Origin of the sequence: uncultured Campylobacter sp., from assembly GCF_938045345.1 — a bacterium.
GTDB lineage: Bacteria > Campylobacterota > Campylobacteria > Campylobacterales > Campylobacteraceae > Campylobacter_B.
In genome coordinates this window covers 20,076-45,107 of record NZ_CALIMS010000011.1, presented here as the reverse complement: position 1 = coordinate 45,107, position 25,032 = coordinate 20,076, and the positions used below count along the sequence as shown (strand labels likewise).

23 protein-coding genes are annotated in these 25,032 nt (G+C 48.4%); 14 read left to right on the top strand and 9 right to left on the bottom strand.

Translation table 11 applies throughout. The features are described 5' to 3' along the window. Positions 1-11: 11 nt before the first annotated feature. From Q0144_RS02885 to Q0144_RS02860, 6 genes are all read right to left on the bottom strand, one after another. On the bottom strand, positions 12-1,439 hold the full coding sequence (locus Q0144_RS02885; RefSeq protein WP_298061535.1) for a hypothetical protein: 1,428 nt from the start codon (positions 1,437-1,439) through the stop codon (positions 12-14). Between the two features lie 33 nt (positions 1,440-1,472). Further along, entirely contained in the window at positions 1,473-1,892 is a 420-nt protein-coding gene (locus tag Q0144_RS02880; RefSeq protein WP_298061533.1) for a hypothetical protein, read from the bottom strand. A gap of 319 nt (positions 1,893-2,211) precedes the next feature. Beyond that, a complete protein-coding gene (locus Q0144_RS02875; RefSeq protein WP_298061531.1) occupies positions 2,212-3,450 on the bottom strand; it encodes a hypothetical protein in 1,239 nt (412 codons plus the stop codon). Positions 3,451-3,862: 412 nt separating this feature from the next. Next, a complete protein-coding gene (locus tag Q0144_RS02870) occupies positions 3,863-4,573 on the bottom strand; it encodes a cytochrome-c oxidase (RefSeq protein WP_298061528.1) in 711 nt (236 codons plus the stop codon). 470 nt (positions 4,574-5,043) lie between these two features. After that, complete coding sequence (locus tag Q0144_RS02865; protein WP_298061526.1) at positions 5,044-6,114, bottom strand: transglutaminase domain-containing protein; 1,071 nt, start codon at positions 6,112-6,114, stop codon at positions 5,044-5,046. Between the two features lie 416 nt (positions 6,115-6,530). Beyond that, a complete protein-coding gene (locus Q0144_RS02860; protein WP_298061525.1) occupies positions 6,531-7,586 on the bottom strand; it encodes a transglutaminase-like domain-containing protein in 1,056 nt (351 codons plus the stop codon). 106 nt (positions 7,587-7,692) lie between these two features. On the opposite strand from Q0144_RS02860, the gene cmoB reads away from it, so the two are divergent. Beyond that, the gene (cmoB, locus tag Q0144_RS02855; RefSeq protein WP_298061523.1) at positions 7,693-8,586 is read left to right on the top strand and encodes a tRNA 5-methoxyuridine(34)/uridine 5-oxyacetic acid(34) synthase CmoB; all 894 of its coding nucleotides are present in this window, start codon (positions 7,693-7,695) and stop codon (positions 8,584-8,586) included. 555 nt (positions 8,587-9,141) lie between these two features. Here the strand turns inward: cmoB and Q0144_RS02850 are convergent. Next, complete coding sequence (locus tag Q0144_RS02850) at positions 9,142-9,741, bottom strand: MBL fold metallo-hydrolase (protein WP_298061521.1); 600 nt, start codon at positions 9,739-9,741, stop codon at positions 9,142-9,144. Positions 9,742-9,836: 95 nt separating this feature from the next. Here Q0144_RS02850 and nadE point away from each other — a divergent pair, with 95 nt between their 5' ends. From nadE to cmoA, 13 genes are all read left to right on the top strand, one after another. After that, the gene (gene nadE / locus Q0144_RS02845) at positions 9,837-10,640 is read left to right on the top strand and encodes an NAD(+) synthase (protein WP_298061519.1); all 804 of its coding nucleotides are present in this window, start codon (positions 9,837-9,839) and stop codon (positions 10,638-10,640) included. 10 nt (positions 10,641-10,650) lie between these two features. Further along, positions 10,651-11,787, top strand: a complete 1,137-nt coding sequence (locus tag Q0144_RS02840; protein WP_177387787.1) for a DegT/DnrJ/EryC1/StrS aminotransferase family protein — start codon at positions 10,651-10,653, stop codon at positions 11,785-11,787. After that, the gene (locus Q0144_RS02835) at positions 11,780-12,883 is read left to right on the top strand and encodes a tetraacyldisaccharide 4'-kinase (protein WP_298061515.1); all 1,104 of its coding nucleotides are present in this window, start codon (positions 11,780-11,782) and stop codon (positions 12,881-12,883) included. The genes Q0144_RS02840 and Q0144_RS02835 overlap by 8 nt, the downstream gene beginning before the upstream one ends. Positions 12,884-12,901: 18 nt before the next feature. Further along, on the top strand, positions 12,902-13,759 hold the full coding sequence (gene argB, locus Q0144_RS02830) for an acetylglutamate kinase (protein ID WP_298061512.1): 858 nt from the start codon (positions 12,902-12,904) through the stop codon (positions 13,757-13,759). 121 nt (positions 13,760-13,880) lie between these two features. Then, positions 13,881-15,434, top strand: a complete 1,554-nt coding sequence (gene thrC / locus Q0144_RS02825; protein WP_298061509.1) for a threonine synthase — start codon at positions 13,881-13,883, stop codon at positions 15,432-15,434. Then, positions 15,431-16,153 carry a 3-deoxy-manno-octulosonate cytidylyltransferase gene (kdsB, locus tag Q0144_RS02820; RefSeq protein ID WP_298061507.1) on the top strand — a complete coding sequence of 241 codons (723 nt, stop codon included), beginning with the start codon at positions 15,431-15,433 and terminating at the stop codon, positions 16,151-16,153. Before thrC ends, kdsB begins: the two co-directional genes overlap by 4 nt. Continuing rightward, the gene (locus tag Q0144_RS02815) at positions 16,143-16,331 is read left to right on the top strand and encodes a hypothetical protein (RefSeq protein WP_298061504.1); all 189 of its coding nucleotides are present in this window, start codon (positions 16,143-16,145) and stop codon (positions 16,329-16,331) included. The genes kdsB and Q0144_RS02815 overlap by 11 nt, the downstream gene beginning before the upstream one ends. Then, entirely contained in the window at positions 16,328-18,334 is a 2,007-nt protein-coding gene (ligA, locus tag Q0144_RS02810) for an NAD-dependent DNA ligase LigA (protein ID WP_298061501.1), read from the top strand. Before Q0144_RS02815 ends, ligA begins: the two co-directional genes overlap by 4 nt. Continuing rightward, positions 18,331-18,708 (top strand): hypothetical protein, encoded by a 378-nt coding sequence (locus Q0144_RS02805; protein WP_298061499.1) that lies wholly within the window; start codon positions 18,331-18,333, stop codon positions 18,706-18,708. The genes ligA and Q0144_RS02805 overlap by 4 nt, the downstream gene beginning before the upstream one ends. Then, a complete protein-coding gene (locus tag Q0144_RS02800; protein WP_298061497.1) occupies positions 18,705-19,895 on the top strand; it encodes an SAM-dependent methyltransferase in 1,191 nt (396 codons plus the stop codon). Before Q0144_RS02805 ends, Q0144_RS02800 begins: the two co-directional genes overlap by 4 nt. Continuing rightward, the gene (locus Q0144_RS02795) at positions 19,885-20,397 is read left to right on the top strand and encodes a lipocalin family protein (RefSeq protein WP_298051758.1); all 513 of its coding nucleotides are present in this window, start codon (positions 19,885-19,887) and stop codon (positions 20,395-20,397) included. Before Q0144_RS02800 ends, Q0144_RS02795 begins: the two co-directional genes overlap by 11 nt. Next, the gene (locus Q0144_RS02790; protein WP_298061494.1) at positions 20,397-21,779 is read left to right on the top strand and encodes a riboflavin kinase; all 1,383 of its coding nucleotides are present in this window, start codon (positions 20,397-20,399) and stop codon (positions 21,777-21,779) included. The genes Q0144_RS02795 and Q0144_RS02790 overlap by 1 nt, the downstream gene beginning before the upstream one ends. An 878-nt stretch (positions 21,780-22,657) precedes the next feature. Beyond that, a complete protein-coding gene (gene cmoA / locus Q0144_RS02785; RefSeq protein WP_298061491.1) occupies positions 22,658-23,362 on the top strand; it encodes a carboxy-S-adenosyl-L-methionine synthase CmoA in 705 nt (234 codons plus the stop codon). Positions 23,363-23,429: 67 nt separating this feature from the next. Here the strand turns inward: cmoA and Q0144_RS02780 are convergent, their stop codons facing one another. Beyond that, positions 23,430-23,795 (bottom strand): hypothetical protein, encoded by a 366-nt coding sequence (locus Q0144_RS02780; RefSeq protein ID WP_298061490.1) that lies wholly within the window; start codon positions 23,793-23,795, stop codon positions 23,430-23,432. 395 nt (positions 23,796-24,190) lie between these two features. Beyond that, the gene (locus tag Q0144_RS02775) at positions 24,191-24,745 is read right to left on the bottom strand and encodes a hypothetical protein (protein ID WP_297990334.1); all 555 of its coding nucleotides are present in this window, start codon (positions 24,743-24,745) and stop codon (positions 24,191-24,193) included. Positions 24,746-25,032 lie beyond the last annotated feature (287 nt).

Here is a 25,032-nt window from a genome sequence, read left to right as displayed (position 1 = left end):
CTTTTCGAATTTTATTGCGGCTCGCACTTTCCGTAAACCCACTCGCGAGTTTCGTTTAGCTTAAACTCGCCGTCCTTTAGAAAATACTGCTTGCTGCTTTTGATCGCGTTTTTGCCCGTGGCTATGTAGTCGCCGATGAAGCCGCGATCCAGGACGTCGTGCGCTAAAATTTCAGGCTCAAAGACGTTTTGCGTCTTTTGCGTTTCGTGCCATTTGCCGCTTTCATCAGGCTCGCGCAGGATGATCGAGATGTTGTTGCCCGCTTCGTCGTAGTCGTAGATATACTCGTACTGCTTGCCGTCGGAGGCCGTGCGATTTTTTATCACATTGCCGCACGCGTCGTAGCTAAACTCGTTTTCAAACACGACCTCCCAGCGCTGCGACTCCTCGCGCCAAAGCTCGGTTCGCTCGCGTAGAGGCCTGCTCTCCTCGGTCTCCTCGTGCACGTTTTTGTAGTACTCTCTCCACTCGTTTTTTGCGGCGTCCCAGCGCGATCTTAGCTCGCTAAAGCGCCTATACTTAGGCTCGATCTTGTGCAAGATCTTTTCATCGCGCCCCCAGGCGCCGTCGCGCCACACAAAATTTATCTCGCTACGCGTCCCGTCCGCCGCCGTAAAGACGGTATGTTTTGTAAGCGGCACCCATTTGCCGCGCCACGCGTAGCCTTCTGAGCCCGCGTAAACATCGCCGTTGTAGTGATATATCGATTTTTCGTACGGCATCCATTTTTTCGCTTTGGCGCTCCATTCATAGGTCGCTACGAAATTGTTTCTGTCGTTTTCATCGACAATCCTTTTTGTAAGGTGCGTCGGCGTCCATCTGCCCTTTTTTAGCGTGAAATTTTGCAAAATTTCCGTTTTACCCTCGCGCTTTTCGACGGCTTTTTCACCCTCGTATGGCTTGCTGTCCTTTTGCAGGCTGAAATAAATTTTCGAGCCGTCCTTTGCGATCTCCTGCTTGCTCATAGCCGTTTCGCGAAATTTGTTTGTATTCGCGTCCCAGTCGTATTCGATATTTTCGATCTCGCGCTCGCCGCTTTCGTCAAATTTGCTAAAGCTTTTCGATACGGAGGTTTCCTCTTCGCTGCTCTTTTTGTAGATTTTTTCTAGGCGGCGGGTTTTGGCGTCGTAGTTTTGGCTCACTTCATATTCGTAGCGCGGCACGGCGCCGCCCTCTGTTTTATAACTCGTCTTTTGCAAGCAAATTTTATTCGCCGCCGCATGTTTCGCCGCCGCCTCGGTCGCGCCCGCAGGCATCGCAAGCGTTAATGTCGCCGCTAAAATAGAGCCTGCCAAAACTGCCGCTCGAACTCGAAGCTTGTCTGCCGAAACCGCAGTCTGCGCCCCAAAAGCGCCCGCTGAAATAATCGCCCGCGCCTTTAAATTTAGCGCCGCAAAATCTACCGCGCCCTTGGGCGAAATTTTAAAAATACCTCTCATGACCGCTCCTTTTATCTGAATTTTAAATCGCGTCTACCGCTTTATATCCTCGCTCGAAAAAATTCTTTCGCCTTCGTAAATTTTCTCATAGCGACTTAGCTTGCCCTCTCTGAAATAGCCGATGAAATAGGCCGCCGATCTTTCGGCCTGCTCTTGCGAAATTTCATCGTAGAGGCGGGCGGACCCCTTTGATTTTTGTTTGTGCAGGCACGAACAGCTACGAAAATAGCGCCTTTTGATTTTAAAATTTTGCGCCTCGTCGCCTTGCTCATCTGCGCGCTTTGTTGCGTTTGTTTCGCTACTTTGCTTGCCTGCGGGTGTCTGGTCATCTCTCCCGCCGCCTTGCATCGTTTGTTTTTGCTCGCTCGCCGCGCCGTGATCTTGCGCCTCTACGGCGCCGAAACAGATACTCGCCGAAATTAAAGCCGAAATAGCCGCTTTGGGTAAAACCATTTTTATCCTCTCCTTTTGCCACCGCTGCATTCGGACCTGCCGCAGCGTAGGATTTAAATGTTAAAATTTACGTGGCGCACAAATATTTCCGCGCTAGCTAAATTTAATCGCGACTCTCGCATAAATACCGCTATGCCGCTAAATTTTAACCGCGGCACTCGCACGAATATTGCTACGTCCGCTAAATTTAAACGCAAAGCTCGCACAACGCCGCGTCCGCATAAATAGCGTCGTGCCTGCTAAATTTAACCGCGACGTTCGCGCAAGCGCCGCGCAGATAAAATTTAGCCGCGAAATTTTACCGACGCATCTTCAAACGCTACTTTATCTTTTTATATTTCCACGTCTTTTCCGTTATGAGCTCGGATTTGCCGTCTTTAAGCTTAAATTCCTTAAAGCTCGTTATCGCGTAGGCGCTAGGCATCTCAAACATCATCAGCGCGGCTCCGTGCCCCACGCTATCAGCCGGGATTTGGGTATCGTAAGTAGCCTCTGAGCGCCCGGTTTGCACCCATTTGCCGCTCGCATCAAGCTTGTAGATATCCATCGCTGTATTGCTGCCGTGCTCGTCGTAGCTATAGACGTATTTGTTGCTGCTGGAATTTGATTCGTAGCTTTGCTCTAGTAGTCGCTCGCCCGATTTATTGTAAATTTCGCCGTTTGAGTAGCTTTGGACCCAATCTTTAAGCCGCTCGTCCCACAGATACGAGGTCATATTAAGATCCGCTCCCTTCTTGATAACGGTCTGTTTGCTCATATTATCCCACGCGCCCTTCTCGTCGTTCCAGATGAAGCTTGTAACGATCCCCTCGCCCTTCGCGGCATCAAGCTCGTGCTTACTCATCGTCGCGTTTTGCCACGCGCCGTCCTTAAAGGTGCTGCGGATCTGCTCGTAGCTGCCGTTTCGATCGCCGTTAAGCATCTCTCGCTCGCTGTTTTGCCACGCGCCGTTTACAAACTCGTAGCTCACGTATCCGCTCATCTCTCCTACGGCGTCGTAGAAAATTTCGGTCTTATCTTTGGGCTGCCAGCTCTTGCCGTCCCATTTGAAGCTTATCGTAAGCTCCTCCTTATCCCACGCGTTTTTTACGGATCTGTTCATGCTATCTTTCTGCCATTTGCCCTTTACAAACTTATATCGCACGTCCTGCGTCGCGTTGCCGTCGTAGCTGGAGACGGTTTTGCTCGCATTGCGCGTGCCGTCATCTGCTATCGAATTGCTCTCGCGCGTCGTGACATTACCCTTTATGCTTTCCGTGTAGTCTTCTATTTTTTTCCACTTGCCGCTTTTAAGATCGAGGTTAAATACTTCAAATTTAACCATATTCCCCTTTTCGTCAAAGTAGCTGATCTCTTTGTAGCTAGAGCCTAGGCCGTCCGAGGAGTTCGTATCTCTTATCTGCTCCAGCTTGCGCGCCGCCGCGTCGTAGCTTAGGTGCGTGCTCTCCTTGCGCTCCCCAAGTGAGCCGTAGCTCATGCTTTGCACCATATACTCATACTCCTTGGCAAACGCCGCCGCACAGAGTAGCGCAAGTATCGTAGTAGCGAGCTTTTTCATCCTCTCTCCTTGGAAAAAATTTTGATAATTATATAATGTTCGTATATAAAAACGGATAAAATTTCGGCGTGCGGCTAAATTTAAAAAACTTCGATTTTTAGGCGGTAGTCGTGGAATTTTACGTCGCCAAACGGCTGGAATTTTAGTAATATTTGATCTGATTTTGTGTTAGTTGTCGATAGAATTTATGCGAAATAGAATTGCGTGCGAGCTTCTGCTAAATTTTAAACAGATCTAGAGCTGATTTATATCAAAGCTTCACTGCGTGCCGTTAGCGATAAAATTCTACGTCATAAAATTTTAAATTCACGCGCAGATCCGTTTGAGGAGATAAAAATGCAACACTAAATTTTTGGTAGCTAAAAATTTCAAATAATGCCGATTTTTCAAAAGTGCCGCTGGTTAAGCGGCACTAATCGCAGAAGCGCTCATCTGCGTTATTTGCTTTGCGCTTGGCTAGAAAGTCCGCCTTTTTAGCGGGGTCTGCGAAAAACTCGTCCTGCCTAAGTAGCGCGGCGTCCATTTTGTCCTCGGCTGCCTTGAGCGCGGTGGCGCGATCTGCGAAGTGCGATGGAAATTTCTCATCAAATATCGCTTTATACGAGTGCGCCTTGACCCAGTCCCTAGCGCGTGCCGCCGCATCGCGCTGTTTAGCGAGATCGCAGAATGCGTATGGATTTACCACGTTGCCGACGAGCTGTAAAAACGCCGCATTCGCGGACTCGGTCTCACGAAACATCTCGTCCTTGATGTCGATGACGCGAGCGAAGGTTAGGAATCGATTTTTGCCCGCGTAGAACCAAAACACCGCGTCGTCCTTAAGCCCCAGATCATAAGCGCGCGCCGCGACGGTCATCAGCGTGGTCGGAGCGACCATCTCCGGGGCGTCCTCGATGATTTTGATCGCTTTTTTTAGGCTCGGCACGTCGTTTTTCATCAGCAGGTCGTCAATCGGCTCGTAAACGTGCACGTATTCGGGCTTACCATCCTTAGCCGAATAAAACGGCGAAACATAGATGTCGATCGAAGTGATTTTTTCCACCTTGTCCTCACTACTCTCGCCTTGGGCGCTCAAAGTCGCAGCCGCAGCCGCACAGAGCAGTAGTGAGCGAAATTTTTTCATGGTCTCTCCTTTGGCTAAATTTTTATAAATTTCCCTCGTAATTATACCTTGAAATTTAAGAGCGCGAGCTTGATTTTTAACGAATATATTTTTGCGGAATTTTAATTTTTGCGGCGGCTCTATTTTCTTTTGATTCGGCTTCAGCGCTACGCTTTACGCGGCTAAATTTAATGCCACTAGTCGTAAAATTTAGCTCATAATTTAGATCGCTTAGAGCGCACAAAATCGCTCGAAGCGCTATCAAAATTTTAGAATCTTGCGCATCAAAATTTTAAGATTCCGTTCATCTTGAAATTTTAAAATTCCACGCCAAATAAAGCGCGGAATTTTTTTCCAATGCAGACGCGGCAGCACGTAGATTAGGCGCGCTTTTACACATCCGCCCAAAGTCGTCTAGCGGGAAGCCTTTCTTGTATACCTACTCAAAAAGCTCAAGTAGTTCGACGTGCCGCATAGCAAAACGCGCGCCGCTACAGCTCCTTCGATCTGTAATCGTAGCTGAAATCTTTCGGCGAGTAGTAATTAAGCGTGTTGCCGTCCACTTCGCCGTAAGGATAGCCAAAATTATTGATCGGAAACTGCGCTGGGCGCGGGCTTAGCGTGAAGTCTCTGCCGTAGTTAAAGCCGATCCAGCACATCTCCCAGTTACCAAATAAATACTCGCGGATTTTAACGAGCTTGCTGTCGTCATTGCTTAGCTTCTCGCCCAATCGCACTTTTGTAACGTCCGCAGGATCGACGGGGATCCAGCCGTGGCCTTTGAGATAAAATTCCGTCCTGCAGTGCTGCGCACCCGAGATATGGCTGACGCCGTCTTTAGGCGCGGCGCCCATTTGAGCGCTAAATCTCGACGCGCCTACGCGGATACCAAACATCTCTCTTGCGGCTATGCCCTGCGCGCGGCAAAGTGCGACGAAAACACTATTTATGTCGGTGCATTTGCCGCTTAGCTTGCCGCTACTTAAAATTTGCTTCACGTCCCCTAACCCGCAGCCTAGCACGCTGTTATCGCGCTGCATAGTGTTTGCCACCCACGTATAAATCGCGCGCGCCTTTTCCAAATCGCCCTTTATGCCGCCTGCGATCTCGTCTGATTTTTGCTTAACGACGCCGTCGATTTGAATCTGCGCACTAGGCTCTAAAAACTTCGCTACCTCGGGGTCAAGCTTTTCGTTCGGATTAAATTTTACCTTGCTAAAGTCGGTGTTTCGCTCAAAGGTCTCGACGCTAAATTTAATATTTAGCGTAGGCTTTGCCACCCCGACGTAGCCGGCATAGAGCGTCGGAATTTCGCCATAGTCTACGGACGGATCGTTGAAATTGCCGTCAAATTTTATGTCGCTTACCTTTTGATACTCCGTGATGAGAGGAAGCGGTATCCAAAGCCGCGTCTGCTTACCCTTCTCCAAAATTTCGTGATTTAGCGATAGCCCGAAAGCTCTCTTTTTGCCAATGACTTTTTCCCTGCCCAAAATGGTACTTGGAGCAGCCATAACGGCGCCTAAAATCGCAGTGTTTCTTAAAAAATCGCGTCTTTGCATGAAATGCCTTCAAAATAAAATGGCTAAGCCTTAGCCCTAATTACGCGTGGATTTTAACCTTTTGCGGCTTTAAAATCGCTAAATTTAAAATTCCGCAAGCCGTAAATTTTAAAATTCTATCCATATTTGAAATTTCAAAATTTTGCTCGCTTTAAAATTTTAAAATTTTGCTCGCCGCGGAATTTTAAAATTTTAAAATTTCGCCCAAAGACACGGCGCAAAATTTCGCCAAAGCGGGCATGACAATAGCCCGCAAACTAGGCGCGTAGGCAGTATATGGCGGCGTAGGCAAAACCACGCAAAAGCGCCGCTGTCGCAAAGCCAAGCGTGCGCTTCGATGAAACGGTTGAGCTTCGACGAAGCGCGATAGCTTAGCTTAAGCAAATCGAGGCAGCAAAATGCAAGCCGTCAGAAGGCTAAATTTCGCGCGAAAAATACTCGTAGATAAAATTTTTAGGAGAGTACGGATCTTTCGGCGTGCCGCCCACTTCGCAATATGGATGCGAAAAAATTTCGATCGGAACGTGCGCCGGACGCGGATTTAGCACGATTTCGCGAGCGTAGTTAAAGCCCAGCCAGCACGGCTCCCAGTTACCGAAAAGATACTCGCGCACCTGCGCCAGCTTAGAATCATCCTCGCTTAAGCCTTCGCCGAGTCGCACCTTCGTAACGTCCGCAGGATCGACAGGGATCCAGCCATAGCCTTTTAGATAAAATTCCGCTCTGCAGTGCTGCGCGCCCGAAATTTCAAGCGCACCGCCGCTTAAGGCGCCCATGACACCCATTTCAGGAGAAAATTTCTGCGCTGCGCCCGTGCGGATGCCGTAAATAGCGCGAGCAGGAATGCCCGCTGCCCTGCAGAGCGCTACGAACACGCTATTAATATCGGCGCATTTGCCGCTTAGCTTGCCGCTGCTTAAAATCGCTGCTGCATCGCCGCTGCCGCATGCGATCACGCTATTATCGCGGCTCATATTTTTAGCGACCCACTCGTAGATCGCGCGCGCCTTTTCTAGATCACCTTTAAGCGAGCCGGTGATCTCGTCTGATTTTTGTTTTGCGGCGCCTTCTACCGGAATTAGCTTTGAAGGCTTTAAAAACTCCTCGATCTCGGGGCTCAAGCGCTCATTTTCATTAAAGCTTACCTTGCTAAAATCAGTGTTTCGCTCCGAAATTTCGATATCGAAGCTAAGCTCAAAATAATCATCCTCTTCGCCTACGACACCTTGCTCGCCGTATTTGCCGACGCCTGCTCTTGCCTCTTTATCGGGTGCGAAGCGCGCGTAGTACGTGCTTATATGATCTCCGCAGATAGCCGACTCTTGTGCATTTGAGCGGGCATGATATTCACCCAGCAACCTTTGATAAGGCTCTTGCAGCACTAACGGCAGCCAAAGCCGCACCTCTGCGCCACTACTTGAAATTTCGTGATTAAATCTGAGACTAAATTTTCTCGTTTTTGCTTCTTGCATTTTTGCTCCTTTGCTTGAATTGCAAGTCGATTTTATCTCTTTGCGCCTTAAAATGGATAAAATTTTATGTTAAAATGGTGCTAAATTTGAAATTTTAGGATTAAAAATGGATCTGCAAAAAATCAGAGACGAAAACTTTAAAAAGCTGCAAAGTGGGCAAAACCGCGAAATTTTAAGCGCGATCGAGGCGCTAAAAATAGGCGAGTGCGAATGCGAGTGCGACGACGTCGTGCGTGCAAGCTTTAGCGCTAGCGCGGAGCAAGAGAATGAAATTTTGCGTATCGCGCGAGCGCTAAAGCCGTGGCGCAAGGGGCCTTTCGCGCTGAATGATCTTTTTATCGACGCCGAGTGGCGAAGCTTCGTGAAATTTAACCTGCTGCGGCCGTTTTTAGATCTGCGCGGCAAAACCGTCGCCGACGTGGGCTGCAACAACGGCTACTATATGTTTCGCGCAAGCGAGCTTGCTCCTGCGCGGCTCGTGGGGTTTGACCCGAGCGCGCTATTTTATTTGCAGTTTCGTTTCATCGAGAAATTCCTCCGTAGCGGCGCGAAATTCGAGCTTTTGGGCGTGGAGCATCTGCCCTTTTACGAGCATAAATTCGACACGATCTTCTGTCTCGGCGTCATCTACCATCGCAGCGATCCCGTAAAGATGCTAAAAGATCTGCGAGCCTCGCTAAATGCGGGCGGCGAGGTGTTTTTGGACACGATGTATATCGAAGGAGTGGGCGATTTCGCGCTGTGCCCGAAAAACAGCTACTCAAAAATTTCAAATATCTACTTCGTCCCGACCGTCGGCGCGCTGCAGAATTGGTGTGAGAGGGCGAAATTTAAAGATTTTGAAATTTTGGCTCAAAAGCCCACGAATGCTAGCGAGCAGCGCAAAACGGAGTGGATCGACGGGCAGAGCCTGGAGAATTTCCTAGACCCGCTCGACGGCTCGCGCACGATCGAGGGCTATCCTGCCCCGCGGCGTATCTATGTGCGGCTTAGGGCGTGATTCGCGCCTTTGAAACATTTGTCGTGCACCCGTGCACCGATATGAAATGAACTTCGGATGTGATCTGCATCTTTAAAAACGCGTAAAATTTACCGAATTTAATCGGCTTGCAGGGAAAATTTTGCATTCGGTGGGATGTGAAATTTAGCTAAATTTAGCGGGCTCGAATTGGATTAGATCGCATTGTAGCGGCCAGGATCAGCGCAGCGGCGCAAATTTTAAATTTCGCCTTTTGCGTTACGCTTTGCGTCTTGCATGCGCACACGGCACGGAATTTTTCTAAATTTAATCAAGCGGCGGTAGATTTTAAAATTTTATCTACGCAGAGCACGCCAATGCGCGCATCGTGCGAACGTAGCGCAGAATTCAACGCTCGCGGCGACAAATAAAGTTGCAAATTTTAATGCCTGCAATGCAAGTAAAGCAGCATCAATTCCGGTGCCTGCAAGCAAAGCGGTATAAATTTTCCGGCGCCGAGCAGCTTCACACCGCTTCACACCGCTTCACACCGCTTCACCGCTTATTGTGCGGCGAAACGCAGTTAAATTTAAACGATCAGCGCTCAAAAAATTGCAAAAAATATTTTAAATTTTGCCTCTCGGCCGCTAGGCTAGTATTTGCTCCGTGTCCCGGATAGAGCGTAAAATCGCCCTCTATCTGCAAAATTTTATGCAGAGACTCTCTCATCTGCTCGCCGCTTGAAAAGGGAAAATCCCACCTGCCGATAGAGCCTTTAAATATGACGTCGCCGCTAAAGATCACGCCGTCCACTTCGATCATACAGCTGCCCGGCGTGTGTCCGGCAAAGAGGCTAAATTTAACGTTAAAGCCCGCTATTTCAAAGCTTTGCTCCTGCCCTTTTACGAGCACGTCCGCCTCTATGGATTCTGGCATCGTCTCAAAAGGATCCGCCCGCAGCATAAAGGCGTCGCTTTCGTGGATATAAATTTTAGCGCCCGCCCTTTGCAGCTTGGCGTCGTCGTAAACATGATCGAAATGCCCGTGCGTATTCAAAACCGCGGCGATTTTTCCCGTATTTTGCATCACCCAATCAAAGCTGCCCTGCCCCGGATCGATCACCAGATCGCCCTGCTCACCCTTTAGAATGTAGCAATTCGTCACATATTCGCCGAAAGCTTTTTTTAAAATTTGCATTTAAATCCTCCTTTTAAGCTTAAATTAAAGCCGTAATTTAGCCAAAAATAGTTAAAATTCGCACAATTTAACGTAAAATTTTAAGGCTAAATATTATGTTTTTGGACGATTTGCTGCCGCAACTGACTGATTTTTTATCGGAGAGACTCGATGAAACGGGCGCGGACGCCTTTGTAGTAGGCATCAGCGGTGGGCTTGACAGCGCCGTGGTTTCTGCGCTTTGTGCACTTACCGAGATCCCCACTTACGGGCTTATCCTACCTAGTGCGGGTTCAAATTTAGAAAATATGGCAGACGGCATCTTTCACTGCGAATCCTTTAATATCCCCTACGAAATCCAAGAGATCGCGCCATTTGTAGAAAATTTTACCGCTTTAAATCCCGGCGCAAGCGCTCTTCGCATCGGAAATTTCGCCGCGCGCATAAGAATGAGCTTGCTTTATGATTACAGCGCGGCTAAACGCGGCGTAGTCGTAGGCACGAGCAATCTTAGCGAGCGAATGCTCGGCTACGGCACGATCTACGGCGATCTGGCCTGCGCGTTTAATCCGATCGGCGAAATTTTTAAAAGCGATCTGTTTAAATTTGCAAAAATTTTATGCATAGACGATGCGATCATAAAAAAAGCTCCCAGCGCCGATCTATGGGAAAATCAAAGCGACGAACGTGAGCTTGGATACAGCTACGAGATCTTAGATAGCGTGCTAAGAGATATTTTTTCGCACGAAGCGCTGCGGACGAAATTTCGCTCAGGCGAGCAAATAACCGTAAACGATCTAAAATATCTGCAAAACTCGCACCACAATCAAGAGCTGGTAAAATTTATCGTCCGTAGAATTCTTAAAAATAATTTTAAGCTTCGCGCGCCCGCGGTCGCTCGCATAGAGCCCGCACACTAAGGAGAGATTTATGAAAGAGATACCGTTTTATAAGGCTCAAATCGATAAAAAAGAGGAAGACTTAATTAAAAGCGCCCTCTACAACAGCGATATAAGATATAGCGAAATTTTTGAAGAGGATATTTGTAAATACTTCGGCGTAAAGCATGCCGTATCGACTACTAGCGGCACGACGGCACTGCATCTGGCGCTTTGTGCGATGGATATTAAGCGCGGAGATAAAATTTTATGCTCCGTAAATTCCTTCCCTAACGTCGCCGAAGTGATCCGCCACTTCGACGCAGAGCCAGTTTTCGTAGATATCGATCCGATAAGCTTTAACATCACGAGCGAAAGCCTTGCTCGCACGATAGATCAGAACCGCCACAAGAAGCTAAAATGCGCTTTCATCTCGCACATCGCGGGGCTTGCTGCGGATATAGACGCCATCAGCGAGGTCGCCAAAAGCGAAAATATCATCCTTATAGACGATGCGTGCCGCGCTATGGGCGCTACCTATAAGGGCGCAAAAATCGGAGCGCTTAAAAGCTCGCTCATATCGTGCTTTCAGATCAATCCTCAAGCGCAAGACGCAATCTCTACGGCGGGCTTTTTCGTTACGAACGACGATGAGATCGCAAGCGCCGCGCAAATTTTAAGAAACGGCGGCATCGTAGGGGACGCCTTTTACAAAGACGGCAATATGTCTTTTACCTACGACGTCGATCGCATCGGTCAAAAATACGATCTTAACGCCATAAATTCCGCTTACGCCATCGCCCAGTTTGAGAAAACCGACGCTTTTATAAAGCGCCGCAAGCAGATCGCCGCAGCCTACCGCGAGCAGCTTGCAAACTGCCCGCACGTAACGCTTCCAAGCGACAGCGAGGAGCATATCTATACTCAATTCATCGTAAAGATCGACAAAAACCGCGACGATTTCGCCAAGGCGCTGATCTCGCGCGGAGTGAGCGTTTCGCTGCACTATGTGCCGGTGCATCTGCTAAGCTATTACAAAAGCAAATATAATTACAAGGTCAATGATTTCCCGAATGCGCTTAAAAACTATCAGCAAATTTTATCCTTGCCGATCTACACGGCGCTTAGCGACGACGATGTAAGCTACATCTGCGAGCAGATCAAAGAGATAGCGCAAAATCGTGTTTAAACTCCTAATCGAGCGAAACCTATACGACCCGAGCCCCGCGTGGCTTGCGCTCGGAGTGATTTTGGCGCCGTTATCGCTGCTTTATACACTGATCGTCTGCCTAAAAAGGCTCTTTGCTAAGCCGCAAAAATTTAAAATTCCAATAATCAGCGTCGGAAATTTAACCCTCGGCGGAAGCGGCAAAACCCCGCTAGTGCGGGCGCTTTTTAAAGAATTTAGCGAGGAGCTCAAAACATGTATCATCCTTCGCGGATACGGGCGCAAAAGCAGAGGCTTGCTCGAAGTGGCGCTCAGCGGACGGATACTTTGCGACGTAGAGCAAAGCGGAGATGAGGCGATGGAATACGCGCTGTTTTTGCGCGGCGCAAACGTAATCGTTAGCGAAGATCGCGCCGCAGGGATTTTGCGCGCACAAACTCTCGGCTTTGAGCTCGTGATCTTGGACGACGGATTTTCTAAATTTAATATCTCTAAATTTGATATCTTGCTGCGCCCACAAAGCGCGCCGAAGCTGCCCTTTTGCCTGCCCCTCGCCGCGTATCGCTACCCGCCGTTTTTTTATAAATTTGCGGATTTCATACCCTCTTCGAGCGACATCTCGCAGGAGCTTAAAATCGTTTCGGCGGCGGATCTGCAAGAGGGGCTAAACGGCACGGATGAAATTTCAAATTCCGACGCAGATGAAATTTCAAATTCCACCGCGGATAAAATTTCGGATTTAAATTTAAAAACCGCCGCAGATAAAATTTCAAATTTAAACCCTACCGAGGATAAAATTTCAAACTCCAAAGAGGCTGGTTTTGAAAAATCCCGCACGATCTTAATCAGCGCTATCGCCAAACCTTGGCGCTTGCAAGAGTTTTTGCCGCTCGCAAAAGCGCACGCGTTTTTCCTCGATCATTATGATTTCAAAAAAGAGCAGATTTTAGAGCTGCTAAGGCGCGAGGATGCGGAGCATATCCTTTGCACGGCAAAAGATTACGTGAAATTAAGGGATTTGGGCGCGGAAATTTCGGTGATTTTGCTAAATTTAAAGCTAAGCGAAAACTTTATCCGCAAAATTCAAAACTACATAAACCAAGCTATGATAAAATAAGGTTTTTAAAGGAATTTTATGATAAAAAAGAGCAAAACCGCCGAAGTCATCATCTCTGCGCTGCCCTATATCCGTAAATTTAGAGATAAAATTTTCGTCGTCAAATACGGCGGCGCGGCGCAAACCGATGATACGCTCAAGCTTGATTTTGCCCGCGACATCGTGCTTTTGCATATGGTCGGCATCAAGATCATCGTCGTGCACGGCGGCGGCAAAAAGATCAATCAGACCCTGGATAAGATCGGCGTGCAGAGCGAGTTCAGGGACGGGCTTCGCATAACGAATAAAGACGCGATCGAAATTACCGAGATGGTGCTAAGCGGCGCGGTAAATAAAGAGATCACGGCGCTTTTGAACCAAAACGGCGCGCCTGCGATCGGCATCAGCGGCAAGGACGGCGGGCTTTTAAGGGCAAAATTTCTCGATGAGAAAAAATACGGCTTCGTAGGCGAGATCACCGAGGTAAACACCAAGCTGATAAACGACCTGCTGCAAAAGGACTATCTGCCGGTGATCGCCCCGCTTGCGGGCGGCGAGACGGACGAAAACGTGAGCTTTAATATCAACGCCGATCTCTGCGCCAGCAGGATCGCAGCCGCGCTAAAAGCGAGCAAGGCGATATTTTTAAGCGACATTGACGGAGTGCTCGATAAAGAGGGAAATTTAATCAGCAAGCTTGATGCCGCGCTAATTTCGAAGCTTAAAAAGGACGGCACGATCGCAGGCGGCATGATCCCAAAGGTCGATGCGTGCCTGCAATGCGTGCGAAACGGCGCAAGTGCCGCGCATATCATCAACGGCAAAATTCCGCACTCGATCCTGCTTGAGCTTTTCACGGACGGCGGCATAGGAAGTTTGATAAAGGAAGAAATTTAGACGCGAGCGCGGAGGCGACAGGCTTAAAGCGGCAATGCCGCAAGTCCGTGCAAGCGGTCTAAGCGATCAAATTTAAAGCGCCTAGGCGGGCGTAAATTTTAAAATTTTAAAAAGGAAAAAGATGAAACTGGTTTCAACGAGAGATTTTTCGCAAAAAGCGGATCTTAGCTACGCGCTGCTAAATCCGAGCGCAAGCGGCGGCGGGCTTTTCAGCCCCGAGCGGCTGCCGCTTTTGAGCGAGGATTTTTTTAAGCAGTGCGAGGATCTGAGCTACAAACAGATCGCGCTTAAAATCATCGAGAGCTTCGATTTTGACGTAAGCAGCGAGGTCTTTGAAGACGCGCTAAAGCGCTACGATAAATTTGAAAACCCCGCCTGCCCCGTCCAGATCAAAAAATTAAGCAAAAACGCCTATATTTTGGAGCTTTACCACGGTCCGACGCTCGCGTTTAAGGATATGGCGCTGCAACCTTTCGGCGCGCTTTTAAAAAGCATCGCAAAATCCAGGAATGAAAAATTTTTAATAATGTGCGCTACGAGCGGCGACACGGGGCCTGCTACGCTGGAGGCTTTTGCGGACGACGAAAACATCAAAGCGGTCTGCCTCTACCCGCAGGGCGGCACGAGCGAGATACAGCGCCAGCAGATGATCAAACAAAGCGCGGCAAATCTTAAAATTTTAGGCGTGCGCGGCAACTTCGACGATACGCAACGCGCGCTAAAATCGCTGCTGGCTGACGAGGATTTTAAAAATGAGCTCGCGCGGGCGAATTTAAATCTAAGCGCCGCAAACTCCGTAAATTTCGGCAGGATTTTATTTCAGATCATCTACTACCTCTATGCTAGTATCTATTTCTCAAAGCACGGCGTATTGAGCTATGAGCAAAATTTAAAGCAAAGCGATCAGTGCGCGGCGTGCGGCAAAAATTTTGACGCCGCAGCGAGCGCAAACAGCGCGCAGAGCGCAAAACCGAATGCCAAATTTTGCAGCTTCGACGTCATAGTGCCTAGCGGAAATTTCGGCAACGCGCTGGGAGCGTATTTCGCCAAAAAAATGGGCGCAAAGATCGGCAAAATCAAGATCGCTTCAAACGCGAACAATATCCTAACCGAGCTTTTTACGAGCGGCATCTACGATCTGCGCGGGCGCGAGCTCATCCGCACGATCAGCCCTGCGATGGATATTTTAGTTAGCTCCAACGTCGAGCGGCTACTTAGCGATCTATTCGGCGATACGCGCACGAGCGAGCTGATGCAAAGCCTGGCGCGAGATAAATTTTATAAACTTAGCGCGAGCGAGCTTGCGAAGCTGCGCGAGATTTTTGAGGCGGATTTTTGCGACGATGCGCAGTGCGCTAAATTTATCAAGCAAGAGAGCAGCCGCGGCGTGCTGATCGACCCGCACACGGCGACCTGCTTTAAGCTACTTGACGAAAGCCGCCTAAATCTCGTCATCTCGACGGCGAAGTGGATCAAATTTACGCCGTCGATGATCGGCGCGATCAAAGGCAGGGCTTGCAAAGACGAGCGAGCCGATATGATCGCGCTTTCGAAGGAATTTCGCAGCGACATTCCGCCGCAGATCTCACGCCTTTTTAGCGCGCCGCAGGTACACTCTAGCGTCGTGGAGCAAAGCGAGATCAAAAACGCCATAATGGAGTGGATCAAAAAATGATAGTAATCCCTGCGCGCCTTGCTTCGACGCGCTTTAAAAATAAAATTTTATGTGAGTTTGGCGGCGTGCCGATGTTTATCAAAACGGCTCAAAATGCCGCCAAAGCAGACCGCGTGCTAATCGCCGTGGATGAGCCGCAAATTTTAAAGATCGCGCAGGATTACGGCTTTGACGCCGTTCTCACCGCGCGCGAGCATCAAAGCGGCACCGATCGGATCAATGAAGCGGTCGCAAACGCGGCTCTTGCGGAGAACGAGATCATCATCAATATCCAAGCCGACGAGCCCTTTTTTGAGAGCGAAAATTTGATTAAATTTAAAGATTTCGCCAACGCCATGATCGCGCAAAAGGGCGCATTTATGGCGAGCTGCTACAAATACATAAGCCAGGAGGCGGCGGCGGATCCGAATTTAGTCAAGCTCGTGCTCGACAACGCTGGCTTTGCGATCTATTTTTCGCGCTCGCCCATCCCTTATCCGCGTGCGGCATGCGAGTGCTACCTCGGACACATCGGTATCTACGCATACAGCGTGCGAAATTTAAAGCGGTTTTGCGCCCTGCCCGCCTCAGCGCTGGAAGATACCGAAAAACTAGAGCAGCTTCGCGCCATAAGCGCGGGCGAAAAGATCGCGATGCTTGGGATCGAAACCGAAAGCATCGGCATCGACACGCCGGCTGATTACGAGCGCGCACTAAAGGAGTTCGGCAATGGAATTTGATCGCGCCTTTTTAAACACGAAATTTAAAGCGAGCGAACCCACAAAATTTAACGATAATAGGCTGTGCGGCGCAGTGTTTGGGATGCAGGGGCCTGCCGCGGAGCGTAAAATTCTAACGCGACGTAAAATTTTAGCGGAGCGCGGAATTTTAAAATTTAAAGATGCGAGCGCAAGATGAATTACGATGAATACAGATCTGCAGTAGATACACTAAATGCGTGGGCGCGGGCATATTACACCGACGATCGGCCGATCGCAAGCGACGAGGAGTATGACGAGCTTTATTCGCAAGCGGAGAAATTTGAGGAGCAAAATCCCGCACTCGCGCTGCCCTACTCGCCCACAAGGCGCATCGGAGGCGCGATCAGCGAGGGCTTTTCCAAGCTCGCTCACGGCGCGCAGATGTGGTCGATGGAGGATATTTTCGACGACGCGGGTCTTTTGGCGTGGCTAGCTCGCGGCGAGAAGAGCGGCGCGCAGTTTTACGTCGAGCCGAAATTTGACGGAGCGAGCTTAAATTTGACCTACGAAGGCGGCGTGCTGATAAGCGCGGCGACGCGCGGCGACGGGCTTATAGGCGAGGACGTAACGCAAAACGCAAGAGCGATCAAATCGGTGCCGCTTCAGATCCCATACGAGGGAAGGATCGAGATCCGCGGCGAGACGCTGATCGCAAAGAGCGATTTTGACGCGCTAAACGACGAGCGCGCCGCAAACGGCGAGAGCTTGTTTTCAAACCCGCGCAACGCCGCCGCAGGCAGCCTGAGGCAGCTGGATAGCGCGATCGTAGCGAAGCGGAAGTTAAAATTTATCCCGTGGGGGGTCGGTGAGCATTCCTTAAGCTTTGCACTGCACTCGCAGATAATGGAGTTCGTGCGCAGTCTCGGCTTTTTGCGCGACGAGTTTTGCCGCATCTGCAAGAGCGCGAGCGAGATCAGGGCTGCGTACGAGGCGCTGCATAGCATGCGCGCGAGCAAAGATCTGATGCTTGACGGCATGGTAATCCGCGTAAACGAGCTTTCAAAGTGTGCGCAGATGGGCTATACGGTGAAATTTCCGCGCTTTATGGTCGCGTACAAATTCCCCGCAGTCGAAAAGGTAACGCGGCTACGCGAGATCAATCTGCAGGTCGGCCGCACCGGCGCGGTAACCCCCGTAGCCGTCGTAGATAGCGTAAACATCGACGGCGCGAATGTTTCAAACGCGACGCTTCATAATTTCGACGAGATCGCGCGGCTGGGGCTAATGAAAAACGATTTCGTGGGCATCATCCGCAGCGGTGACGTGATCCCGAAGATCACGAGCGTTTACAAACAGCGCAGAGACGGCACGCAGAGTGAAATTTCGCGCCCGAATCGCTGCCCGGTTTGCGGCGAGAAATTGCTTGACGAAGGCGCGCTCATAAAGTGTCAAAATCTCGATTGCAAGGCGCGTGTGATAGGCTCGCTGATCTATTTCTGCTCCAAAAAATGCATGAATATCGAAGGGCTAAGCGACGCGACGATCACGCAGCTTTTTGAAAGCGGCAAAATTTCAAAGATCGGCGACATTTACGCCCTCGGCGCGCAGGATTTGGCGGATCTTGAGGGCTTTGCGGATAAAAAAATTTCAAACCTTTTAAGCGCGATAAATGCGAGCAAAAACGCGCCGCTTGAGCGCTTCATCGCTTCTTTAGGGATCGAGCACATCGGCGAGGTGGCCGCGCGCAAGATAGCCGCGGCATTCGGGCAGGATTGGCTGAATGCGAGCGAGGATGAAATTCTGCGGCTAGAGGGCTTTGGAGAGGCGATGGCAAGGAGCCTAGTGGAGTTTTGCAAGATAAATCGCGAAAAAATTCTAAATTTAAGCGAAATCATCACGCCGCGCCCGCCCGAGACGCAGACCGTCAAAAGTGCCTTCACGGGCCGCAGCGTCGTCATCACGGGCACGCTCAGCCGTCCGCGTGACGAGTTTAAGGCCAGACTTTTGGCGATGGGCGCGAAGGTGCAGGGCTCGGTATCTGCCAAGACCGACTTCGTGCTTGCGGGAGAGGACGCCGGCTCCAAGCTGCAAAAAGCTCACTCGCTTGGCGTGCGGGTGATCGACGAGAGCGAGTTTGAAGCGCTCGCGAGCCTGGCGACGACCGACACGAATTCACCCGGCAAGAACGAGCCCCAAACGCTTGCGGGGAGCGGCAAGTGAAGGTTTTTTGCTTGATGTTGGAGCCGTACATAAACGGTGCGGGGTTAAATTTTAAAAGCAACCTCCGTCCTGCGGCGCTTGCGTGTTTTACGAAGCGCGAGAATTTTAAAAATTTTGCGGCGCGCGAACACTGCGCCGATAGGAAAAATTTTAAAATTTTCGCTAGCGATGAGATCAAATTTACAACGCACGGCGAGCTAAAATTTACAATGCGCGGTATGGTTAAATTTACGGCGTGCAGCTGGCTGAAATTTGAGCCTTGCGGCACTGCTACGCGCGACTTTGCTTTGCGCGATAAAATTTTAAGCTCAAGGCCGCGCAAAAACTGCGTGAGCTTTAAAATTTCATCGCGGCGCGGAGAAAAAGCAAAATGAGATTTGATCTGCTCGTCGCAAATACGCTTAAAATCAGCAGAAATCAGGCCGCCGCACTGATAAAGCGGGATAAAATTTTGCTGCGAGGCGCCGTGCAAAATAGGCCCTCTGCGCAGATCGCGCCCGAGCAGAGCGGCGAAATCAGCGCGATTGATCAAATTTATGTAAGCAGAGGCGCGCTCAAGCTTGCGGGTTTTTTGGACGAGCTTGCCGAAAACGGGCTTTTAGCAAGCTGCGGCGCAAATTCGCCTAGCGTGGCGGCAGAAATTTCAGAGCCGTGCAGTGCCACAAAAAGCGCGGATAGCAAAGCGACAGCGACGCAAATTTCAAGTGTAGATTTTGCGACTACGGATAAAATTTTAGGCGCGAACGAAGCTGATAAAATTCCAAGCGCGGCTGCCGCGACGACAAAGAGCGCAAAAGCCACTACCGAGGCGATCCGTACCGCAAAAACTGCCGATACGGCGGAGCTTTTACAAACCGGTGGAGGCAAGCAAACGGTGGAATTTTTACAGATGAGCACAGGCGCCGATACGGCAGGGCATTTGCAAACGGACGTAGACGCCGAAACGGCAGAGATTTCAAATACGGCAGCCTCCAAATCTGGCGGCAAGGCGGGCGCGTGCCGCAGCGAAGGCGGCGCGGAGCCGCTACAAACAAAGCCTTCTCAAAAAGAGGTTTTAAATTTAGCGGGAGTCGATGTTTTGGACGTGGGCAGTAGCACCGGCGGGTTCGTGCAGATTTTACTTCAGCACGGCGCGAAGAGCGTGACCGCGCTTGACGTCGGCAGCTCGCAGCTAAGCGAAATTTTGCGGCGCGACCCTCGCGTGATAGTGCGCGAAAACACCGACATCAGGGAGTTTGCGAGCAAGAAAAAATTTGATCTCATCACCTGCGACGTGAGCTTCATCTCGCTAAATTTAATCCTAGAAAGCCTCGTGCGCCTTGCAAAAAGCGCTCTCATCGTGCTATTTAAGCCGCAATTTGAGGTCGGCGCGGAGATCAAGCGAAATAAAAAAGGCGTGCTCAAGGACGAAAAAGCGGTGCGCGCCGCACGGGCGAAATTTGAGCAGCTATGCGCCGAGCTGGGGCTTGCCGTGCTATATGCCAGCGCCTGCAAAATCGCGGGCAAAGAGGGAAATAGGGAATTTTTCTATCTTCTAAAAAGGATGAACGATGAAATTTAAAAACTTAATTATCTTGGCGTTTTGCGCGCTATTTTTGGGCTCATGCGCCAAAAGCCTAAGCCCAAAAGCGCCGCTGGTAAAAAACTTCGACATCGCTAAATTTAGCGGCGGCTGGTATGAGATCGCTCGTATGAAGGGCGGCGGCGATCTGCAAAACACCGCGTACGAGTGCTTCATCGATAAAAACTCCACGATCAATCTTCTAAAAACCGCCAAAACAAGCTCGGGCAAAATCGAAAACGAGCAGCATGTGCTGGAGTTTGCGGGCGATAAAAACGTAGGCCTGCTCTATCAAAAAGGCCTAATTTCCGACTCCCTCTACCGCGTGGCGCAGGTGGACGGCGACTATCGCTACGCCCTGATCTTCGGCGCCGATACGAGCGAGCTTTACATCCTCTCGCGCACCAAAACCCTGCCCGAGCCGATCCGCATCCTATATCTCAAAAAGGCGAAGCATAGCGGTTACGACACCAAAAAAATTATCTGGACGAAGCAAAAGTAATGGCTAATCAAAAATCATGTAAAGACCATACAGAGGCTTCGCTACGGAATTTTAAAGAGCAAAATTTCGTATCGCAGAATTCCAACTTGAAAAATTTTACGGAACAGAATTCCACAAGCAATGGAGAAAATTCATCTCAAAATATCAAACGTACAAAGCAAGAGTTCAGTGAAAATAAAACCAGCAATGCGCACCGCGCAGATGAAGCAGACACCGACACCTCTTGCAGAAATGAAACGACTTATGGCGGCACTTGCGGCGATGGCGTAGACGCGCAAGCCCAGGGCATGCTTCCTGCTTGTGCGGAAGTGCTACACGCGCGCCTAAGCGAGCAGTTCACACGTGGCGAGATTTTCGCAACGCTACAAGGCGCAAACCGCGATAATGTGCACGCCGTAGCGATCGGTAACTTCGACGGCATGCACCTTGGACATCAAAAATTATTTGAGCGCCTAGGCGAGCAAGGCGCAATAATCGTAATCCTAGCAGGTGGTGGCACGAAGCTAACCCCTTTTGCGTCACGGCAGGCATTTACGAACAAAAAGATTTTTTATTGCGATCTACGCGCTATCAAAAGCCTTAGCGGAGGCGAATTTATCGCACTTTTAAGGCAGAATTTCATAAATTTACAAAAAATTGTCGTAGGCGAGGACTTTAGATTTGGGCGTGACAGAGCATGGGGCGCGGAGTTTTTGCAGCGCGAATTTAGCGGGCAAACCTGCGTCTTAGGGGAGTTTTGCTTAAGCGGCGGCGGCGTGCATTCAAGCAGGATCAAGGAACTTTTATCGCGTGGTCGGTGCGAAGAGGCGGCGGAGCTTTTAGGGCGAAATTACGAGATCTGCGGACGCGTAGTGCGCGGTCAGGGGCGCGGGGCGCGGGAGTTCGTAGCGACGCTAAATCTTGATACGAGCGGCTATTTTATGCCAAAAAGCGGCGTGTATGCGACCCTGGCGCGCGCTGGAAGCAAGGAATTTGCAAGCGTGAGCTTCTTGGGGCACAGGCTCAGCACCGACGGGGCTTTTGCGCTTGAAACGCACATTTTAGGGGACTTTGCAGGCTTTGAAGCGGGTTTAAATTCCGCCCAAGATCGCGCGCCGTGCTGCGGGGGGCAAGTCGCACATTCTGCGCGAAATTCAGATGAAATTTCGGCTCGTAATTCAGTAGAAATTTCTACACAAAATTTTGCGGCGAGCGAGAGCTTGGACGCCGAAAATAAAAATTTAGAGGCTGCGGACAAAAACAGCGGCGCGAAATTTGCTTGCGTGAAATTTATAAAGTTCCTACGCGAAAATCGTAAATTTAGTGATCTAGCGCAGCTTAAAGAGCAGATTTTAAAAGACGCTTCAGAGGCGGAGGCGGTACTACGAAGCCGTAAATTTTAATCTACGGCTTGTAAGCTTAAAAATGAAATTTGCGGGCTGTGCGCTTGATTTGATGCGTCTGCCCGCGTTTTGCATCTACGACGCATTAAATGAGCCGTCTGCGTCGTCCCGTATAAAAGTCATGCGCCCGTTGTCACTGAGAATACTTGGTGCGCCGCCTGCGTCTGCGATGCCATATGGGAAGTGTACACAAAAGCGGCGCGCAAGCTGCTAAAAAGTCGTTAAATTTTAACGACGTACCGCCTGCAGGACTTTAACGTACTTTGGGCTTAGGCTTATGTAAGGCGAGGTAAGTGTGAGCTGCACCGAGAATCAAGGGCGATAAAAAATCTTAGTTGTGCTGCGAAGCTTTAAAATTTAGCAGGGCTAAGCTGCCAAGCAAGAGCCAAGCGCCTCTATTTTTGCGGTGCGTAAAATCGCAAAATGGGCGCGAAATTCTACCAATGGAGCTTCGACTATGCTTTTAGTTTAAGTTCGTAATTAAAGAATTTCAAGGAGCTGTTTTGGTAGCGTGAGATTTGGCGACATAAAATTAATGCTGCGAAAATACGGCGTAGAATTTTAAGGACGTATTTGCACGGCGTGAAATTTTAAGGCGTGTCAAGCAAGACGTGAAATTTAATCATGCATCGAGCATATCCGGGCTAGAAGTTGGGCGCAAACTGGGATGCAGCTCGCTTGCATCAAAAGCGCCCATGCTGCGTTTAAAATTTAGGTATGCTTCGCGCGGGGCAAACTAAGCGCAAAAATTCCATGCGTAGCGGTCGCAAATCGAGTGTCGCGTAAGCGCAGAAAGCACGGCGTGAGAATTCTGCGCTTATCATGCGCAGAAAATATAAATTAAGTACTGCGCGAATAGCAAAACTAAAAGGAAACAGATGAGAGACGAAATTTTTAAAGAGCCTATCAAAAAACAGTTTGAGTTTGACGCCAGCGTCGCGTCGGTTTTTGATGATATGATCGGGCGCAGCGTGCCGTTTTATGAGGCTAGCACGCGGCTTAGCAGCGAGCTTTTGGCGAGGACACTGCCACAAAAGGCCCGCGTGATCGATCTTGGCTGCTCGACTGCGACCGCGCTGCTGGCGCTGTTTGCGCTACGCCCCGATCTGCGGCTGTGCGGCATCGACAGCTCGGAGGCGATGATACAAAACGCCCGCGCCAAGGCGGCGGCGTTCGGCGCGAAGCTCGATCTTAGCGTATCGGACGTGCTGGATGCGAGCCTCGCGGACTGCGACGCCGTGATTTTAAACTACACGCTACAATTTATCAGGCCGCCGCGCCGCGCCGCGCTCGTGAGCAAAATTTACGACGGATTACGCGAGGACGGGGTTTTGATCTTTAGCGAAAAGATCATCTACGAAGACCGGGTACTCGCGCGTCAGATGATCGAAATTTACGAGGATTACAAGCGCGCGCAGGGCTACTCGCGCTACGAGATCGCGCAAAAACGCGAGGCGCTTGAAAACGTGCTCGTGCCCTACACCGAGGCAGAAAACCGAGCCTTGGCGCTAAGCGCGGGCTTTAAGCGCGTCGAGAGTATCTTTAAATGGGCGAATTTTATGAGCTTCGCGGCGTTTAAATGACCTCTCTATACCCTCTAAAGATACTTTTACTCTAAAATTTATCTATATTTGGCACAACCTTCCTTGCTTACAGATAATTCAAATAGATTTTTCCATCTTCGGTTTTATAAAATGAAGTGTGCTTGTTAATATAGTCAAAAAATCCACCCATATTTAAAAACCTACAAAACTGCGGACTCGCATTATTAGCCATGTGATTTTCTAATTCTTCAATACTCATATTGCTATTATTTAGAAATAGATTTGTCAAAATCACTACTCTGTTCAGATTCCCATATTCATCACAAAAAGGTTCATTTATAATAATCATGTTTTGCTGATTTATAGGATATTTTTCATAACTTAAAATTTGTTGCAACGCTATATTGCAACTTTGTTTATTTGCAGAAAAACAACAAGAACATACAACCAAAAAGGCTAGTACTTTTTTCATTTTTAATTCCTCTTATTAAAATTCACAATAATTTTTTCCAAAAAATATAATATACAGATTATTATCGTTGCCACGATAATAACCCACATATCCAAATTCATAACCAAATTGTTCATATCTACAACTTTCCATAGTTGCGTACATGCCATTTATCATATAAGATTTGGCTGTTATTATAAAACATATAGAAATCAATAATATTTTCATGACTACCTTCCTTATGAAAAAATTCTCACAATAAAAATGATTGCCGAGATGATAGAAAGCCACTTAAAAAGCCTATTTAATAAAAATATATGATCTCTATATGGGTTATACGGATTGAACGATGGTCTAAAACTCATACAGTATAATAGGAAAAATATAATTGAGATCAAAAGTGACATCTATGCTCCTTATCTGTACATATCATTGATTACTATTGAATTTAAAACCTGATATATTGTATCTTCTAGGGTCAATAATTTCTGCATATCAACAGAAACAAAATTTATTTCTATAAGATAGTCTCTATAGAATACAAAATATGTATTATTATAGCTTGTAATTTCTAGATTTAATCTCTTTCCTAAAATCTCACTTACCATACCAACAGCTGGTAAATTTTCAATAACTAGCATATCACAAGAAATTAACCGCGATAGCATATTATTTTTAGACATATCCACTATATTGGACTCACAAAATTCTTTGTAATTAGTTTGATTCAATTCTACTCCCATAAAATCCGGTGATTTATATATTAGGACCATAATCATATTTAAATTTGTATCTATAAATTTTAAAACCACATTTGGTCTATAACCATCCTTCAATATAAAGGAATTAGGAATTCCTATTTTCAAATCAAGACCTTTCGCCTTAGGATTATTTTGAGTGGAATAATAGGTATATCCGTCCAATGAAAATGCACTCATAAAAAGAGCAATCATGGAAATAATAGCTTTCATTTTTGCTCTTCTTCCGTATGCTCGCGGTCAATCTTTCTGTAAAAGAAAAAATAAAGTCGTTTGGTGATCCAAATAAAAAATGAAAACAACGCCAATATGAGTATTGGTCCCATTTTTAGGTTATTAAATAAAAGCAAAAAATTTAGAGATCCAACTACTATAAAGAAAGTAATGAATCCTAAAATGCAAGCCAAAATAAAGGCTACAATTTTTTCATATTTACCTCTTTTGAATTTATTGCTTTTTTATAAAACAAAATTACAAATCCATCCATGATTTTCATTTAA

Bases quoted from the DNA above. Each gene is read 5' to 3' on its own strand.
- Q0144_RS02850 (WP_298061521.1), bottom strand. From the start codon at position 9,741: ATGCAAATTTTAAAAAAAGCTTTCGGCGAATATGTGACGAATTGCTAC.
- nadE (WP_298061519.1), top strand. From the start codon at position 9,837: ATGTTTTTGGACGATTTGCTGCCGCAACTGACTGATTTTTTATCGGAG.
- Q0144_RS02815 (WP_298061504.1), top strand. From the start codon at position 16,143: ATGGAATTTGATCGCGCCTTTTTAAACACGAAATTTAAAGCGAGCGAA.
- kdsB (WP_298061507.1), top strand. From the start codon at position 15,431: ATGATAGTAATCCCTGCGCGCCTTGCTTCGACGCGCTTTAAAAATAAA.
- cmoB (WP_298061523.1), top strand. From the start codon at position 7,693: ATGGATCTGCAAAAAATCAGAGACGAAAACTTTAAAAAGCTGCAAAGT.
- Q0144_RS02875 (WP_298061531.1), bottom strand. From the start codon at position 3,450: ATGAAAAAGCTCGCTACTACGATACTTGCGCTACTCTGTGCGGCGGCG.
- Q0144_RS02840 (WP_177387787.1), top strand. From the start codon at position 10,651: ATGAAAGAGATACCGTTTTATAAGGCTCAAATCGATAAAAAAGAGGAA.
- cmoA (WP_298061491.1), top strand. From the start codon at position 22,658: ATGAGAGACGAAATTTTTAAAGAGCCTATCAAAAAACAGTTTGAGTTT.
- Q0144_RS02790 (WP_298061494.1), top strand. From the start codon at position 20,397: ATGGCTAATCAAAAATCATGTAAAGACCATACAGAGGCTTCGCTACGG.
- Q0144_RS02795 (WP_298051758.1), top strand. From the start codon at position 19,885: ATGAAATTTAAAAACTTAATTATCTTGGCGTTTTGCGCGCTATTTTTG.
- Q0144_RS02775 (WP_297990334.1), bottom strand. From the start codon at position 24,745: ATGAAAGCTATTATTTCCATGATTGCTCTTTTTATGAGTGCATTTTCA.
- Q0144_RS02870 (WP_298061528.1), bottom strand. From the start codon at position 4,573: ATGAAAAAATTTCGCTCACTACTGCTCTGTGCGGCTGCGGCTGCGACT.
- Q0144_RS02860 (WP_298061525.1), bottom strand. From the start codon at position 7,586: ATGCAAGAAGCAAAAACGAGAAAATTTAGTCTCAGATTTAATCACGAA.
- Q0144_RS02800 (WP_298061497.1), top strand. From the start codon at position 18,705: ATGAGATTTGATCTGCTCGTCGCAAATACGCTTAAAATCAGCAGAAAT.
- Q0144_RS02885 (WP_298061535.1), bottom strand. From the start codon at position 1,439: ATGAGAGGTATTTTTAAAATTTCGCCCAAGGGCGCGGTAGATTTTGCG.
- Q0144_RS02780 (WP_298061490.1), bottom strand. From the start codon at position 23,795: ATGAAAAAAGTACTAGCCTTTTTGGTTGTATGTTCTTGTTGTTTTTCT.
- argB (WP_298061512.1), top strand. From the start codon at position 12,902: ATGATAAAAAAGAGCAAAACCGCCGAAGTCATCATCTCTGCGCTGCCC.
- thrC (WP_298061509.1), top strand. From the start codon at position 13,881: ATGAAACTGGTTTCAACGAGAGATTTTTCGCAAAAAGCGGATCTTAGC.
- Q0144_RS02865 (WP_298061526.1), bottom strand. From the start codon at position 6,114: ATGCAAAGACGCGATTTTTTAAGAAACACTGCGATTTTAGGCGCCGTT.
- ligA (WP_298061501.1), top strand. From the start codon at position 16,328: ATGAATTACGATGAATACAGATCTGCAGTAGATACACTAAATGCGTGG.
- Q0144_RS02880 (WP_298061533.1), bottom strand. From the start codon at position 1,892: ATGGTTTTACCCAAAGCGGCTATTTCGGCTTTAATTTCGGCGAGTATC.